This is a genomic window from Methanocellales archaeon (assembly GCA_028715985.1).
Taxonomy (GTDB): Archaea; Halobacteriota; UBA148; order UBA148; family UBA148; genus UBA148.
The window spans coordinates 17,770-33,785 of the sequence record JAQUQR010000010.1 but is presented as its reverse complement, the minus strand read 5'-3'; the positions used below and the strand labels follow the sequence as shown (position 1 = coordinate 33,785).

The following is a 16,016-nucleotide window of genomic DNA, read 5'->3' as shown; positions in this document are numbered from 1 at the left end:
GTGTTGGTGTTGGTGTTGGTGTGGGTGTTGGCGTGGGTGTTGGCGTGGGTGTTGGCGTGGGTGTTGGCGTGGGTGTTGGCGTGGGTGTTGGCGTGGGTGTTGGCGTGGGTGTTGGCGTTGGGACATACCCACCCCCACCACCAAAAATGGGTGTGGGCGTTGGAGTCGGAGTAGGCGTTGGACCAGATACTACTACACTTGCCGTTCCTGCCACTGTTCCACTTTCTGCCGTTATTGTCGTTTCTCCCACAACCAATGCTGTAAATAATCCTGTTTCATCAATTGTTCCAACGGTTTCATTGCTACTATCCCAATTAAAGACAATATTTGACATTTCGCTATCGTATTGGTCGTATGCGGTTGCATTGAACTGTTTCGTCTCACTCTTATCCAGCTCCACGCTGGATGGAGAGACCACGATTGATGTCAATTCTGGTGGATCGATGGTGCTGTGGATCAGAACTCTATCTATCCACTTCACTGTGTACCCGGTTGTGGTCGGATAATCAGGGTACTGATAGTAATGCCAGTACTCCTCTGGGACGCATGCGTGCATATCTGAAATGCCAAACACATGATCTCCCGACGGATTGGTGGAAGTATCGGCTAAAAAGACGAGACGCATACCATTCCAATAGTCATTGGGCACATATCCGCTTTCCGGTCCGCTCTCAGTGGCATCCTTCGTGTACCAAGTCAAGACCATCGGACCCTGTCGATCCGCGGGTTCGTAGACGTTTGCGTACGGAAACTTCTTGGAAAAACCATCAAAAGCCTTGATCTCCACGAGGTCTCCTTCTGACATTCCTCCGACCAGCTCGCACAGATCCATAACATTAGTTCCTTTCACAGCCCCCATATCCTTTCCCACTGTGTTGACGTCCTCTTCTGGGTTCCACTTGTCCTCTTCAAGATTCCACGTCTCGTCGGGGTGCACTTCTTTCCACTCATCCTCGAAGATTGGACCCTGATGAAAATAATGGGTTACCCCGTCACCATAAATCGGTAAATTTGCTTCCATCCACTGATAACTCACCGTCGTCTCGTTCAGTATTGTTGTTCCATCAGAAGCATACTTTACCACGTGCACCTCTGTCGTGGCTGATACAGGCATCACGAAAGCCATTATTGCAATGCATACCAACAGCATTGCCATTATCGTCCTTTTTCTAATCTTCATCGCGTCGCTTTTCATTAGCTTCTTCACTTCCGACATGCAGATAGACACCATTCAATATAAATGATTTTCGGTCATGAATGATTGTGCCGTTAAATAACCAGTTTAAGGGTTTTTCCTTCCCATAATCAACTGGGAATATTTAGATTTTTAGGGTGGTAAAATCGCTGTTATGCTGTTTTTTCTCATTTCATTTTTTGTTACCCGCCCATTACCAAGGATAGTTCGGATCTGCGGCACGGTTCTTCACCTTCGTCGCATCGAGCACGTTTATGATGCCGTCGCTGTTGACATCTGCGGCCCATTCGTCATCCAGGGGATAGAAGGGGTTGCCGGCACGGTTCTTCACCTTGGTCGCATCGAGCACGTTCACCACGCCATCATTGTTAACATCGCCTAGGAGACCTTGGGGCGACTCATTGCTGTAGATCAAAATAGAGCCGACCCATTTCACCGAGAGGCCACTTGAGGACGGCCATAAGGTGCCGTCGTAATAGTAATGCCAGTATTGTTCATCCATGCACTCGTGCATGTCCCAAAGACCGAATGCATGATAACCCCAGGGATTCGTACTAGTATCAGCGAAGAAGTGGAGCCTCATGCCCACAGTATAGCCTGTATCGGGATAGCCCACGCCTTGGTGCTCACCTGTGATTGATTCCTCGCCGTTATACCAGGCGAGGACCATCGGTCCCTGTCTGCTGTCCAGCGTTTCGTTGCCGTGGTCGTTGTAGGCGACGGCGTAGTCGAACCACTTGTAGAAGCCGTCAGGTGACTTGATCTTCACCCTATCGCCGGGAGACATGCCCCCCACTAACTCGCACAGGTCCTTGACATCCGTCCCGGCAACAGCTCCGTAATCCCTGCTATCCACGTTGACACTCTCTGGCGGATCCCAGAGATTTCCCAGATCAAAGGTGGGGCCCTGGAAGTAGTGGTGCGTGTAAGTAGTACCGTAAAGGTTCCCTTCGTCCATGATGGGCAGGTTGTCTCTCATCCACTGATAGGTCACATTCGTCTCGTTCAGTATAGTCGTTTCATCCGAGGCATACTTTACCACGTGCACTTCCGTCGTATATGCCTGAACGGGCATCACTAAAATCACCATTGCAATGCATACCAACAGCATTGCCAGTATCGTCCCTTTCCCAATTTTCATCGCATATCCCTTTCCTAATCTCCATCTCGTAGCTTTTCAGCTTCTCTGATATGCAAATAGCTGCCATTTGCCGACAATATTGCCGTTTGGCGACAAGATTACTATTTGACGATATGAAGATATTTACTACTCCATATAAATGACTTTCGGTTACGAATGATTACACCATTCTATAACATCATTTGGTCAAAATAAGTGGGAGCGCATGAACGAGGAAAATCGTAAAGTTTAATGGAAAAATTTATAACGTTTAATAATGGAGAAATAAGGATATGAAAATATGCATCACTGGAAAAGGAGGAGTCGGAAAGACGACTTTTGCTGGAACCTTAGCCAGGATGCTTGCCAGAGATGGCTTTGACGTGATAGCCATAGACGCAGACCCTGCCCAGAATCTCCACTCAACCCTGGGGATAGACAAGGGGAAAGTTAGGGAATTGGTGCCCCTGGCAGAAATGGGAGACCTAATCGAGGAGAGGACCGGTGCATCCCCGGATGTTTATGGAGCGGTATTCAAACTAAACCCGAAGGTTTCCGACTTGCCCCGGAAGTTATGGATGGATGCACCGGATGGCGTAAAGTTCATTTTGATGGGGACCGTCAAAAAGGGGGGCTCCGGCTGTACATGCCCGGCCAACGTGATGTTAAAAACCTTTCTAAAGCAGGTGCTCTCGGGAGAGCAGGATGTGATAGTGGACATGGAAGCGGGTGTCGAGCATTTGGGCAGGGGAACTGCAAAATATGCGGATGCATTGATAGCCGTGACTGAAGCGACGCCCAACTCGATGGAGGTCGTTAAAAAAATAATGAATCTGGCAGGGGATATCGGGTTGGAAAAAACTTACGTGATCGGAAATAAGGTTGCAGATGAGGAGGAAGAAAAGTTTATAAACGAGAATTTTGATAACATCTTGGGCATCATTCCCTTCGATTATAAAGTCAGGGAGGCTGAGATGGGCGGGGAGGCTTTGGTTAATTTCCCGACATCGAAAGCCTTCAAAGCTATCTCGGAAATCAAAAACAGACTTGTAAAGGAGATATTTTGTGAAAAAAGCAAGATTCAAGGTCGATGAGCTGGAAAGCGACATCTTTAAGATAACGGGTCTGGAGGCCACCGTTGGAGCCTTTTATGAAGAATGGGAAGAAGCCCCTGGGCCCACACCCATGCCTGACATCTCAACATTCAGAGATTGGGATCGCATACTTTTGAACAAGTATAAGCCATTCTACTTGCCGTTATGCGATCTCTGTTGCCTGTGCACCATGGGGAAGTGCGATCTGAGCAAGGGAAAAAAGGGTGCCTGCGGACTGGACATGGCAGCGCAGCAATCGAGAATAGTTCTGCTTTCATGTGCCATAGGGGCCGCAACCCATGCAGGCCATGGCAGGCACATGGTAGAGGAGCTGGTAAGCAAATTCGGCAGCGATTATCCGCTTGACGTTGGTGGATTATCCGTGCTTGTGGAGGCACCGCACACCCGCCTGGTCACTGGCATAAAGCCCAGGACACTTGGTGACCTCGAGGATGTTCTCGATTACGTCGAAAAAGAGATAACCCACTTGCTTTCCTGTTGCCATACGGGACAGGAGGGGGATAACATAGATTTCGAGTCAAAGGCGTTTCATGCAGGCATGATCGATCATGTTGGCATGGAGATCTGCGATTTGGCGCAAATATCCGCCTTAAATTTCCCAAAGGCGGACCCTGAAGCATCAATGGTGGACGTGGGGATGGGGAGCATTGATATAACTAAGCCTGTCATTTTGGTGATAGGGCACAACGTCCCTCCGGCAGCCGCGATATTTGACTACATGGAGGATGGCGGGTTGGAGGATAGCATAGAGCTCGCTGGCATATGCTGCACTGCACTTGATTTAACCAGATATACGAATAAGGCGAAGATAGCTGGCCCCCTCTCCCATCAACTGCGTTTCGTCAGATCGGGTATAGCAGACGTGATAGTGGTTGATGAGCAATGCATCCGTGCCGACATACTGGACGAAGCCAAGAAGGTCAAGGCACCCCTCATCTCAACACATTACAAGAATTTCCAAGGGCTGCCGAACCGCACCGAAGACCCCACAGATGAAATAGTGAGCGACATGGTGGAGGGCAGAAGCCCGGGCGTAGTCATCCTAGACTCGGATAAGGCTGGAGAGGTAGCTGTCAGGGTTGCCATGGGTGTATTCCCCAAGCGGAAAAAGTCAGGCATCATCCCAGAAGAATCTGAGATAATTGAATATGCTACGAAATGTACAAAATGCCTCAGCTGTCAACGGGTTTGCCCGAATTATTTGCCCCTTCCGGAAGCCATGGAAGCGGCAGCCAAAGGAAACCTTCAGCCGCTATCAGACTTATACGAGTCTTGTATAGGCTGTGGACGTTGCGAGGGGGAGGGGGTTTGCCCCAACGAGCTGAAGCTCCACTCCATCATAATAGGCGCCTCCAGGTCAAAAATTAAGGAGGAGAGATTCAAGGTCAGAGTGGGCAGGGGCGCCATATCGGATACGGAAATAAGAAGGGTGGGCGGCCCAATAGTCATGGGAGAGATACCAGGCGTGATCGGAATCGTCGGCTGCTCCAATTATCCCGGCAGTTGGAAGGATAACGCCATCATGATCGAAGAATTCCTAAAAAGGCGATTCATCGTGACCACCACCGGCTGCGCAGCTATGAACATAGGTATGTACAAAAACGAGGACGGACTTAGCCTCTATGAAGCCTATTCAGGTGCATTTGATGCGGGAGGTCTCGTAAACTGTGGCTCCTGCGTTTCCAACCCTCACATCTCAGGAGCTGCCATCAAAATTGCAAGCATTTTCGCCAAGCGGAAGCTTAACTCGAATTATGAGGAAATTGCTGATTACATACACAATCGGGTGGGTGCTGTGGGCATATCCTGGGGAGCCATGTCTCAAAAAGCCTCTTCCATAGCCAGCGGCTTCTGGAGGCTGGGCATACCTGTAATCGTAGGACCGCACGGCTCCAAGTATAGGCGAGCATTGCTGGGAAGGAAGGATAAAGAGGAGAATTGGTATGTCATCGACGCTCGCACAGGGAAGCGCGTGTATACGGGTCCGGCACCTGAGCACCTCTTCATCTCCGTGGAGACGAAGGAGGAAGCTATGACTTTAATACCAAAGCTTTGCATTAGGCCTAACGACACGACGAAGGGCAGATCAATAAAGCTAAACCATTATATAGACCTGCATAAACGCTTTTATGGAGCCATGCCAGATGACATTCAGTTATTTGTACGTACCATGGCAGACATCCCCATAACCATGAAGGATGAAATATTGGAGATCTTGAAGGAAAAGGGCTGGAAAGAGAGCGAAGTCCCTGCTCCGGATCCAACGCTATTACCAAGACTTGTAAGAAAGAAGGGGGATGGCAATGGCAGCTGAACCTTGGCAGAGATACGAAGTTCCAGGACCCGTAAAAGCTGCGGTGATCAAAAAGCCCGAGATGGTCTCTATCCTGTTGAAGAAGGCGAAAAAACCTATTTTCATTGTGGGGCACGAAGCAGCCGAGATAGACTTGGAGGGCAAAAAGCCGATAGATCAAATCATTCGAATTGCAAGAGCCGCCGATATTCCTGTGGTTACGACAGCCCATGCGATGGCAGAGTTTCTGAAGAGGGGCTTTAAGCCAGCTGCTTCGATGACTTCCATGGATATCGGCAATCGGCTCACGGACCCAACGTGGAGCGTCTCTGGTGAGGATGAGCCCCACGACTTAGCTTTGATCCTCGGAATGACCTATTATGTGGGTTTTGTGATTGAGGCAGGGCTCAAGTCCTTTGCTTTCGACCATCTGAAGACGGTGTCCCTAGATAGATACTATCAGCCACACTGCAACTGGTCCTTCCCGAATCTTTCAATCGAGGAGTGGAGTGGATATTTAACCATAATTGCACAGGAGATGGAGAATAAATGAGCACATCAGGTATGTTTGCAGACCTCCCTGTTGATGTAGGGTTAGCCCATGAAGGGGAAAGGGTTCGAAAACCCCAAATGCATGTGGAGTTGGGGGGGCCCAACGTAAAAGAAAAATTCGAACTCTTGAGGGTTAAAGGCCCAGAAGAGGTAGAGGACGGAAAAATCACCCTAGTTGGTCCAGACGTCCCGGACCTGGAAGAAGGGGGCTCTTTTCCCTTTGGCATCTACATCGAGGTTTCAGGCGAGAAGCTGGAAGTGGAGATGGAAGGGGTCATGGAGCGACGCATACACGATTTCTGCAATTACATCGAAGGCTTCATGCATCTAAACCAGAGGGATAGCATCTGGTTGCGTTTGGATAAAACAGCAGTTAAGAAAGGATTAAACCTGGAGGTAATCGGAAAAGCCCTCCAGAGGTTGTTCAAAAGCGAGATGGCGATAATCGAAAAGATACAAATAACATTCATCACCGACCCGAAAGAAGTGAAGAAAAAGTTTCAGGAAGCACTCGAGATATACGAGGGGAGAGATGCAAGGGCAAGAGGCATGACGGATGATGACGTCGATGTTTTTTACGGTTGCACCCTTTGCCAATCCTTTGCACCCTCCCATATCTGCGTAATCTCCGCTCAAAGATATGCCAATTGCGGAGCCATAAGCTGGTTTGACGGAAGAGCGGCTGCGAAGGTGGATCCAAAGGGCCCGGTATTCGAAATACCCAAGGGAGAATGCCTGGATGACTGGAAAGGCGAATATGAGGGCATAAACAAAATCGTTTCCGAAAAGTCGCTTGGAGAGATAAACAGAGTGCAGCTGTATACAGCCTTCGGCTACCCCCATACATCCTGTGGCTGCTTTGAGATTACCACATTTTACGTTCCAGAATGCGATGGGCTGGGAGTTGTCCACAGGGATTTCAGAGGACAGACGCCAAGCGGATTAACGTTCGGAGGCATCGCAGATTCCACAGGAGGTGGAAGACAGGTAGATGGCTTCCATGGCATCTCATTCGAATACATGAGGTCGCCCAAGTTCTTGCAGGTAGACGGAGGATGGAATCGGATAATCTGGCTTCCAAGTGAAGTGAAAGAGAAGCTGAAAGATTACATACCAGCAGAGTTGTACGACAAGATCGCGACAGAAAATGACGCCGCAGACATCATAGCCCTAAAAGAATTTTTGAGGGAAAAAGGGCACCCGGTAGTTGAAAGGTGGGTTGAGGCACCTCCAGAGGTCATAGAAGCTCAGGCTCTTGAGGTCATGCCGGTTGGCACCATTTCGGGTACCCCTTCGGGAGGAATAACGATAATCCTGAAAAATGCAAAGATCCATGCTGAGAAAGTGATCATCAAAAAAGCGAAATGACAAGATAACATGGGAAAGATAATCGCAGTTTCTGGGAAGGGAGGGGTAGGAAAGACGATACTTGCTTCGTTGCTAATCAGAAAATTGGTTAGGTCTGGTAAAAAAAGCATCTTGGCAATAGATGCAGACCCTGATTCCAATTTGCCTGATGCTCTGGGCGTATCAGTGGAAAAAAGCCTGGGGGATATAAGGGAGGATTTGATATCAAAGCAATCTGAATTCCCTCCCGATTACTCCAAGATGGCATGGTTGGAGGCCAAGATTTTTGAAATAACGGCCGAGATGCCCAGCTTTGATGTGATCGTTATGGGAAAGCCAGAAGGACCCGGGTGTTATTGTGCGGTAAACCACATGCTTCGAGACATTATAGATTCCTTACCTCAGAGCTATGATTACACCATCATCGATGCTGAAGCGGGATTGGAGCATTTAAGCAGAAGGACCACACAGGGCGTGGATGACATGATCGTGGTGACTGACATGTCAATACATGGCTTCAAGACTGCAGAGAGGATTAAAAATCTGTCCAAAGAGCTGGGGATAGACTTTAAACATTTGTATCTCGTGGTGAATAGGGTTGATCCTTCACATGAAAAATCGATATCAGAAAAAGTCAAATCCACCGGACTGGAGTTCGCGGGCGTGATACCGGAAGAGAGGGACATAACAGAATACAACCTTGTGGGCAAATCCCTGCTAGATTTACCTGAAAGCTCCCCGGCGGTAAGGGCTGTGGACGAGATAGCAAAAAAGATAAGACTCGTGTAAGGAGCAGAAAGTGATGAACGCGCTTGATCTAACAGAGCTAATAAAGATGTTGGAGAAGGTAGAGGAAATAGAGCTTGAGAACATAGACATGATCGCTGGTGAACTTGGGCTCATACTCCCTAGGATAGCATCTAAGCCATCTATCAAAAAAGCGGAATATCGCGATCTGGATTTTGAGATCCCACTAGCAAATTTCCCTGGTGAGGTCCTTGAAGTGGAGCTGGGTGCGACAAAAGCCAACGGAGGGACCAGAAAAAACATTATAAAGGTCGGCGGGGAGAGAACGATGCCCTTCTATAATTTTGAGGCGCTCAATCCAAACGAGCCTGTGATCGCCTTTGATGTCTTCGACACGAAGATACATCTGGCAGGACCGGTCAGGAGGCACTTTGAGGATGTACTGGAAGACCCGGCAGAATGGGCTAAGAGATGCGTAAAGAAGTATGGTGCAGAAATGGTCACCATACATTTGATAAGCACCGATCCCGCCATAAAGGACACTTCCGCCCGGGAAGCCGCCAAGACCGTAGAAGATGTCCTTCAGGCGGTGAAGGTGCCGATAATGATAGGCGGCTCCGGCAATCCGGACAAAGACCCCGAAGTCTTAGAAAAGGCTGCAGAAGCAGCGGCTGGAGAGCGGTGCGTGATCAACTCCGCAAGTATGAGCCTGGATTACAAGAGGATTGCAAAAGCATGCTTAGATTATGGCCATGTCGTGTTGTCTTGGACATCCCTGGACATCAATGACCAGAAAACATTGAACAAATATTTGATGGATGCGGGCATAAAAAGGGAGGACATGATTATGGATCCAACCACTGCAGCTTTGGGTTATGGATTGGAGTATTCATTCACCGTCATGGAGAGGATCAGGTTGGCAGCCCTCAAAGGAGACAAAGATTTACAAATGCCCATAGCCTCTGGGACGACCAATGCCTGGGGCGCCAGAGAGGCGTGGATGGAAAACCCGGAATGGGGCGACCGTGAAAAAAGGGGCCCTTTATGGGAGGCTGTTACTGCACTGACGTTATGTCTTGCCGGGAGCGATCTGTTCATGATGATGAACCCCACTGCCATGCAATTATTTAGGGATATCATCAAATGTTTATGTGGCTTCAAAGAGGCGGGGGCGCTGGACATCAAAGACTGGATAGGCATGAGGTAGGATAAGAATGGCCAAGAAGATCGGACCGCTGGACATCTACAACTACTTGCCGAAAACAAACTGCGGAGAGTGCGGCGAAAAAACTTGCATGGCTTTTGCTTCGCAACTCATAGAAAGAGCCGTCAAGCTTGAGGACTGCCCTACGCTGAAGCAACCGAATTTTGCTGAGAAATACCATAGCCTGAAAGAAATGCTTGCTCCGGGCGTTAAAGAGGTGATCGTCGGCGTTGGAGATAAGGCGGTCAAGACTGGCGGGGAGGAGATCATCTTTCGACATGAACTTACATATTTCAACAAGACCGCCATTGCCTTGGATGTTCATGATGAGATGAATGATGAGGAGTTAGTAGAGAGGGTCAGATATGTTAACGATTTTTGCTTCAAGCGAATAGGCGAAGAACTAAAACTGGATATTATTGCCATTCGATCAACATCAAACGACCCAGATAGATTTGCCCAATGCGTATCAAAAGTGTTGGGTGAGGCGAAAAAACCGCTGATACTATGCTCTTGGACTCCCTCTGTGCTGGAGGAGGGTTTAAAGGTCGCGGGACATGAGAGGCCGCTAATCTATGCAGCGACCAGGGATACGTGGGAAGAGGTCGGAAGGCTGGCTGTGAAATACAATTGTCCCGTGGTGGCTTTTGCCGATGACGATATGGCAGAACTAAAGTCGGTGGTAAAAGCCCTGGAATCCGTGGGAGCAGAGGATATAGTCCTCGACCCGGGATCACATGTGGAGGGTAAATACCTTGCGAACACATTTGGTAATTTTGTGGCATCGAGGAGGGCAGCCATTTGGAACGGGGATATCGGGTATCCTTTGTTGGGAGTGCCGGCCACCGTCTGGCTGAGTGGGGGAGATGCTTCCAAAGAGGCCATGATCGCTGCGATCATGATAGACAAATATGCTGACCTCATAATTCTCCATACGCCAGAAATATGGGCTTTGCTCCCGGTCATCACCTTGAGACAAAACATCTACACTGATCCGAGAAAGCCGGTTGCAGTCGAAGCAGGGTTAAGGAGGTTTGGCGATCCTGATGAGAATGCACCTGTCCTTATGACCACGAACTTTGCTCTAACTTATTACACTGTCGCATCAGACCTGGAGTCGGCAGGCGTCGATTGCTATCTTTTGGTGATCGATACGGAGGGATTGGGCGTTGAAGCCTCGGTCGCAGGTGGGAAATTGGATGCTTTCAAGGCAAAGGAAGCCATCAAAAACAGTGGAGTCGAGAAAGAGGTTATACACAGAAAGATCATAATACCTGGATTTTCTTCCCGAATCAGTGGGGACCTGGAGATTCAGAGCGGCTGGGAGGTTTTGGTCGGCCCCAGGGATTCCTCAGGCATAGAGGATTTCATCGAAAAGAAGTGGAGTGGACAAGCCTAGCAACGTTTGGAAAGTAATCCAAGTTTGAATGCGGGAAGAACATGGCATCCATGAACTCATCCTGGAAATCCTTTCTTCCGGATAATTCCACGTATTCCACTTTTTCAGACAGGAGTTCTGCCTTTAATCGCTCATTTTTCGATATTAATGCCATCTTAGATCCCACCCCTGCAGCATTACCAATGTCTTTCACCCTGTCCAGAGGTATATCCGGGATCAGCCCAATCACCTGTGCATTTTCCTTGGGCAGTGATGTGCCAAAAGCTCCAGCCAGAAGTATTTCTTTGATGTCACATATTCCTAGATCTTTCATCAATATATTGATACCAGCATAGATGGCGCCTTTGGCCAGTTGAAGCTCTCTGATGTCGCCCTGTGTCACAGTAATGCCTCTAGCCAAGAGGAACGCAGCCTCACCCCCCTCGTGAACCAACCTGTCGCCATACAAGGCATATATCTCCGGGTCATCTGAAATCTTCCCACTATTGCTAATGATACGGTTCTTCAACATCTCAGCTACGGCATCCACAAGCCCAGAGCCGGTTATGCCTCTCGCCATGGCATTATCGATCGTTTTTCCATAGACAACGCCATCCGAAATGACAACCCTATGTATCGCTCCCGGAGCAGCCCTCATTCCATGCCGGATTTTTGCCCCTTCAAATGCAGGACCAGCTGCAGCAGAGCAGGCAATGACCTTTTCCTTAGACCCCAGAGCTATCTCTACATTGGTACCGATATCTATCGCCAACCTAACGTCATTTCCCTCATCCAGCTGAGATGCCAGCAATACGCCAATGGTGTCGGCACCAACGAAACCCGCTATGGTTGGCAAAACATGTATATTCGCTTTTTCGTTGACCTTTACCCCCAGCTCACTTGCTTTTATGTTAACTGGATCCTTGAAAGCGGAAACATACGGCGAGAGGGCCAAGCTCGTGGGGGTTATGTTCAGAAACAGATGGAGCATGCAGGTATTTCCAACAATGCTTACCTCATAGATGTTTTCCGTGCAAACGCTGACTTCATCGATTATCTCATTGACAGCTTGGATGATCTTGTCATTTAGCTCCCTCAGGCCCTCCTCGGTCTTGGCAAAATCTATCCTTGATACCACGTCCTCCCCATATACCACCTGGGGATTCATTCTTGAGGCAACGGCCATCTCCTTGCCCGTATTTAGGTCAACCAGGTAACCAACAACGGTCGTCGTACCTATGTCGAAGCTAATGCCATAGTTTTTGTCGGTCGTATCTCCCTCTTCCATCCCCACCAGATCATTGCCGATTAATATGACCGTGACCTTGAAATCTGAGTTCCTGAGCTTGATTGGAAGTTGCCTTATGAAGTCAAGACTGACATTCCCTAAAACGATGCCCTTCCTTTCTAGAGCGCATGTTATTCTGCTCAAATCCGATTTTTGATCGCTCAAGGAGGGCTTGGCCAGTTTCAGATATACCTTACGCACGTTAGGGTTGAGAGGTATTTTTTTCTCCACCCCCCCGACGAGTATTTTTTGCTCCAGAAGCCTTGTACCTGCTGGAACCTCTATGACTGCATCGCTGATTAGTTTGGTCTGACAAGCCAACACGAGATCCCCTTTGGCATCTCCTCCCAGAGAATCGCCCTTGATCAGCCTGACCTTACATTTGCCACAGATTCCCTTGCCACCACATACCGTCTCCAAAGGAATGCCTGCGGTGACAGCGGCTTCCATGATGGTCGTTCCCTTATCCACCCGAACTCTCTTCCCATCTGGCTGAAAAACTATTTCCATCCTTAAATAGGATGAGCGCGTCTGTTTTAAAGCTAACTGTCCTTCTCAGAAAAAGTCATTAGCAATCAAGTGAATAAAGGTGAATAGATGCTAGACGAGATGTCCAAATCCCTTGTAGATGGCAATATGCCAGAGGTGAAAAGGCTAACTGAAGAGTTTTTGGAGCAGGGGGTTAAACCCGAGGCAATCGTCAACAAGGGACTAATACCGGGAATGGACATCGTTGGGATAAGATTTAAAAAGAAAGAGATATCGGTTCCAGAAGTCCTTATGTCTGCAAGGGCTATGCATGCCTCGCTGGAAATACTGAAACCCCTGCTTTCCAGAAGCGACATGGAACCCTTGGGGATAATAGCGATAGGTACGGTGAAGGGGGACATACATGATATCGGCAAGAATCTCGTTGCGATGATGCTGGAGGGTGCCGGTTTTCAGGTTATCGATGTGGGCATAGATGTTCCGCCTGATAGCTTCGTGGAGATCGTCAGGACAAAAAAACCAGATATATTGGGGTTGTCTGCATTGCTCAACGCCACCCTGTCTTCGATGAAGGATGTCATCAGGGCGTTAGAAAGTGTGCGGTTGAGGGATGATGTGAAGGTAATGGTCGGTGGCGCGCCGGTCACACAGAAATTTGCGGAGGAGATAGGTGCGGATGCATATGCCGGAGACGCCAGAGAAGCGGTAGTGAAGGCAAAGGAGATTTTGGGGATTAAATAAATAGATAGATAGCTACTTTACGTCTGTGCGCAAGCACATAATTACGTTACAGATGAAAATAAATATCAATTACTAAAGAAGGCTAAGATTGCAAAATATCGGTAATGCCTGAATGAGGTAAGGAGCCTGAAGGGCTTGAGTGGTGTGCTATGCTATATCAACCACCATATATCATTCACATAGAGCAAACAAAAATTTATTAAATTTTTCCTTTTACGACGAACCTGTTATGGCATGAGGGACACTGATATTCTCCAACCTTGCTTATCGTTAATTGCCTTTTGCAAGAGGGGCATGAAATTATTTTCTTTTTTGGGACCTCAGTTAGAATTCTGCCCCCGGGATACCATATCGGCATATCCCTGCATGCATAGGGGTTTGTCTGCCATGGATGCTCCCCCAGATACTCTGCCCTGCTTAGAGTGGGGTGCTCCTCCCCGCAGGAGGGGCACTTAACAAGAAAATAGTATGACCAAAACCAATACTTTTCTTCTATTTTTTTATGTTCTGCGCAACTCCTGCAAACATATTTGTCGTGTCTGGGGCACCAGGCTAGGTTTTCATCGAACTGGGCTCTCCCGCAGACATCGCAAATCCACACCCCATCATCATCCCAAGCATGCCAATCGCACCTTCCTGATGACGTCCCGTGTCTTGCCTCTCTGACAGGATAGCTTTTGTCAAGCATGTGAATCATATCACAGGTCAGGCACTTGTTCATTTTTCACCTTGGCTTCTCCAGCAAAGTAGACTTATCCAGGATTTGCCCTGCGCTGGCATGGGGCCTTCGAGAAACCGTGTTGCCACTCTTCTCGAGTTCCCTTGCAGCGTCAGCAAGCAATGCAGCAGCCCTCATAACCTCGTGGGCAGCAGCCCCCATCATAATGTATCCGGAAGGTTCCTTTATGACGAAACACGTTTGAACGTTCATCTCCGCAACGAGTTCAGCCATCTTGTATGCAGCTATTGCCTTTGCCTTGGCATAGGGATTTGAGAACCTCGCTCTCTCGACCACCGTCTCAGCACCTGCGATGATGTGTGGTAGCTTCAAGTCTCCCTGTCGAATGCCCTCGATGGCTGCATCCAGTTCTTCCTGGACCAAGCGTGCCGCACCACATGTCGCTAACACCTTCAAAACATCTGAATTAAAGAGTGCCATCTCAGCCGGATCGAGGAACTCTCGCCTTGCGCCAATGAGGGGATCGCCCCTTAGAAGGATGTATCCAAAGCCTTTTTCTGCCAGCTCATCCGTAATCTTCTTCGCAGGCGCATCGGAGATGACGATGCAGGGTTTATCGCCAACGGATTCTCTTGCCTTGGTCGGTCCGGGAAGTGAGGCGTTGGGACTGACCACAACCACCAGGTCAGGGTCCCAGTCCATCAAGGTGGCCATGTCCACGGCTTCACCTGCCCCCATCTTTGCCCCCGAACCTGCTGTGCGAACGTCTATATCCCTATCAGCTCTCTCGTCCAGCAGTAAGTCAACGACCTGAGAGATCCCTAAATTCCCAAGTTTTATGACACCTATTTTCGCCATGATAATTCATTATGCAGAACGCAATATAAGTTTAAGCGTGGTGGAAGCGCTTAATTGAGATACAATCGGCACACCATGAATGAAATATAGAATAAATACATATAGATAAATAGGGTTACAATTAAGTTGAGAATTGAGAGGATTGGTAAAATAAATAAGACGGTAAAATGAGACAAAAAATCCTAGGAATGGCAATAATATTGATGTATTTGCTGAGCGTTGTGCCCGTAGCTGCACAGGAGACGGCAAAGGTAAACGAGATCATCCTCAAAAATAAGGCATTGTATTCATTGAACTTGCGAGTGGAGAACCTTTGGGAAACTCTCTCAATATCTCCAGAATCCAAGTTAGCCAAGCAACTGACACACGCCCAAAAACGGGTGGATGAAATGGAGTGGTGTACGGAGAACAGCAGAGAGGATCTCATTCCTCAGATAGCATCGGAATACGCAAAAAAAAGCGATCAGATAAGCACCACAAACAGGGAGAGGGTTGAAATGGGCGCCCTTAACGATGCAGAAAAACAACTTGACAGACATACCGAAGTTCTCCAAAACCTGCTGAACTCTCCAAGGATGCCTGAGCAGAGCAAGAAGGGCTTAGAGAATGCATTAGAGGCGAGCAATAGACTCAGCGCAACGGTGCGAGAAGAGGCGGAAATGAGGACGATGGGACCTGAAGCATTTCTGGATATATACGAAAAGGCTTTTCTTAATACTCCAATATCAATCAAATTCAACCTTCCTGAGACCGTTTCCACTAGGTACCAGATCATTGTTACCGATGACACAGTGGTGCTTGGTCAATATGTCGCTGAGTATGACAGGACAAAAAGCACCATTGTATTTACTGAAGGCTCGACAGGGGGTCTTCCTGAGATTAAGCTCACCCTATCGGACATTAAGAAACTTAGCGAATACGCCGAGGATAAGACGATCACACAGATGGAGGCAGCAAGGATAGTGTTAATGTTTAGTTAGGGTAAGGCATTCTTGAATTTAGATCCCAAG

General features: G+C 48.3%; 14 protein-coding genes. 9 read left to right on the top strand and 5 right to left on the bottom strand.

Annotated elements, in window-relative coordinates; translation table 11 throughout:
* Together PHI74_07500 and PHI74_07495 are read right to left on the bottom strand one after the other, a co-directional pair.
* Positions 1 to 1,180: Ig-like domain-containing protein (locus tag PHI74_07500; protein ID MDD5485854.1), on the bottom strand; the 1,180-nt coding region annotated here is incomplete at its 3' end.
* A gap of 208 nt (positions 1,181 to 1,388) precedes the next feature.
* Positions 1,389 to 2,336 (bottom strand): dockerin type I repeat-containing protein, encoded by a 948-nt coding sequence (locus PHI74_07495; GenBank protein MDD5485853.1) that lies wholly within the window; start codon positions 2,334 to 2,336, stop codon positions 1,389 to 1,391.
* A gap of 272 nt (positions 2,337 to 2,608) precedes the next feature.
* Here PHI74_07495 and PHI74_07490 point away from each other — a divergent pair, with 272 nt between their 5' ends.
* From PHI74_07490 to acsC, 7 genes are read left to right on the top strand one after another with little or no spacing between them, the layout of a single operon-like run.
* Positions 2,609 to 3,409, top strand: a complete 801-nt coding sequence (locus PHI74_07490; GenBank protein ID MDD5485852.1) for an AAA family ATPase — start codon at positions 2,609 to 2,611, stop codon at positions 3,407 to 3,409.
* Entirely contained in the window at positions 3,381 to 5,744 is a 2,364-nt protein-coding gene (gene cdhA, locus PHI74_07485; GenBank protein ID MDD5485851.1) for a CO dehydrogenase/acetyl-CoA synthase complex subunit alpha, read from the top strand. The genes PHI74_07490 and cdhA overlap by 29 nt, the downstream gene beginning before the upstream one ends.
* Complete coding sequence (gene cdhB / locus PHI74_07480; protein ID MDD5485850.1) at positions 5,734 to 6,276, top strand: CO dehydrogenase/acetyl-CoA synthase complex subunit epsilon; 543 nt, start codon at positions 5,734 to 5,736, stop codon at positions 6,274 to 6,276. The genes cdhA and cdhB overlap by 11 nt, the downstream gene beginning before the upstream one ends.
* Positions 6,273 to 7,643: a CO dehydrogenase/CO-methylating acetyl-CoA synthase complex subunit beta gene (cdhC, locus tag PHI74_07475; GenBank protein ID MDD5485849.1), complete on the top strand. Its 1,371-nt coding sequence runs from the start codon at positions 6,273 to 6,275 to the stop codon at positions 7,641 to 7,643. Before cdhB ends, cdhC begins: the two co-directional genes overlap by 4 nt.
* 9 nt (positions 7,644 to 7,652) lie before the next feature.
* Positions 7,653 to 8,411 (top strand): AAA family ATPase, encoded by a 759-nt coding sequence (locus PHI74_07470; protein ID MDD5485848.1) that lies wholly within the window; start codon positions 7,653 to 7,655, stop codon positions 8,409 to 8,411.
* A gap of 13 nt (positions 8,412 to 8,424) precedes the next feature.
* Positions 8,425 to 9,576, top strand: a complete 1,152-nt coding sequence (gene cdhD / locus PHI74_07465) for a CO dehydrogenase/acetyl-CoA synthase subunit delta (protein ID MDD5485847.1) — start codon at positions 8,425 to 8,427, stop codon at positions 9,574 to 9,576.
* A 7-nt stretch (positions 9,577 to 9,583) separates the two neighbouring features.
* A complete protein-coding gene (gene acsC / locus PHI74_07460) occupies positions 9,584 to 10,972 on the top strand; it encodes an acetyl-CoA decarbonylase/synthase complex subunit gamma (protein MDD5485846.1) in 1,389 nt (462 codons plus the stop codon).
* On the opposite strand, the gene PHI74_07455 is transcribed toward acsC, so the two are convergent.
* Positions 10,941 to 12,749 carry an ASKHA domain-containing protein gene (locus PHI74_07455; GenBank protein ID MDD5485845.1) on the bottom strand — a complete coding sequence of 603 codons (1,809 nt, stop codon included), beginning with the start codon at positions 12,747 to 12,749 and terminating at the stop codon, positions 10,941 to 10,943. The two genes, acsC and PHI74_07455, sit on opposite strands and share 32 nt — an antisense overlap.
* Before the next feature lie 87 nt (positions 12,750 to 12,836).
* Here PHI74_07455 and PHI74_07450 point away from each other — a divergent pair, with 87 nt between their 5' ends.
* Positions 12,837 to 13,469 (top strand): corrinoid protein, encoded by a 633-nt coding sequence (locus PHI74_07450; GenBank protein MDD5485844.1) that lies wholly within the window; start codon positions 12,837 to 12,839, stop codon positions 13,467 to 13,469.
* Between the two features lie 199 nt (positions 13,470 to 13,668).
* Here PHI74_07450 and PHI74_07445 read toward each other — a convergent pair whose 3' ends face one another.
* The gene (locus PHI74_07445) at positions 13,669 to 14,190 is read right to left on the bottom strand and encodes a hypothetical protein (GenBank protein MDD5485843.1); all 522 of its coding nucleotides are present in this window, start codon (positions 14,188 to 14,190) and stop codon (positions 13,669 to 13,671) included.
* A gap of 3 nt (positions 14,191 to 14,193) precedes the next feature.
* Positions 14,194 to 15,006: a F420-dependent methylenetetrahydromethanopterin dehydrogenase gene (locus tag PHI74_07440; protein MDD5485842.1), complete on the bottom strand. Its 813-nt coding sequence runs from the start codon at positions 15,004 to 15,006 to the stop codon at positions 14,194 to 14,196.
* Positions 15,007 to 15,173: 167 nt separating this feature from the next.
* On the opposite strand from PHI74_07440, the gene PHI74_07435 reads away from it, so the two are divergent.
* On the top strand, positions 15,174 to 15,986 hold the full coding sequence (locus PHI74_07435) for a DUF5667 domain-containing protein (GenBank protein MDD5485841.1): 813 nt from the start codon (positions 15,174 to 15,176) through the stop codon (positions 15,984 to 15,986).
* Positions 15,987 to 16,016: the final 30 nt, after the last annotated feature.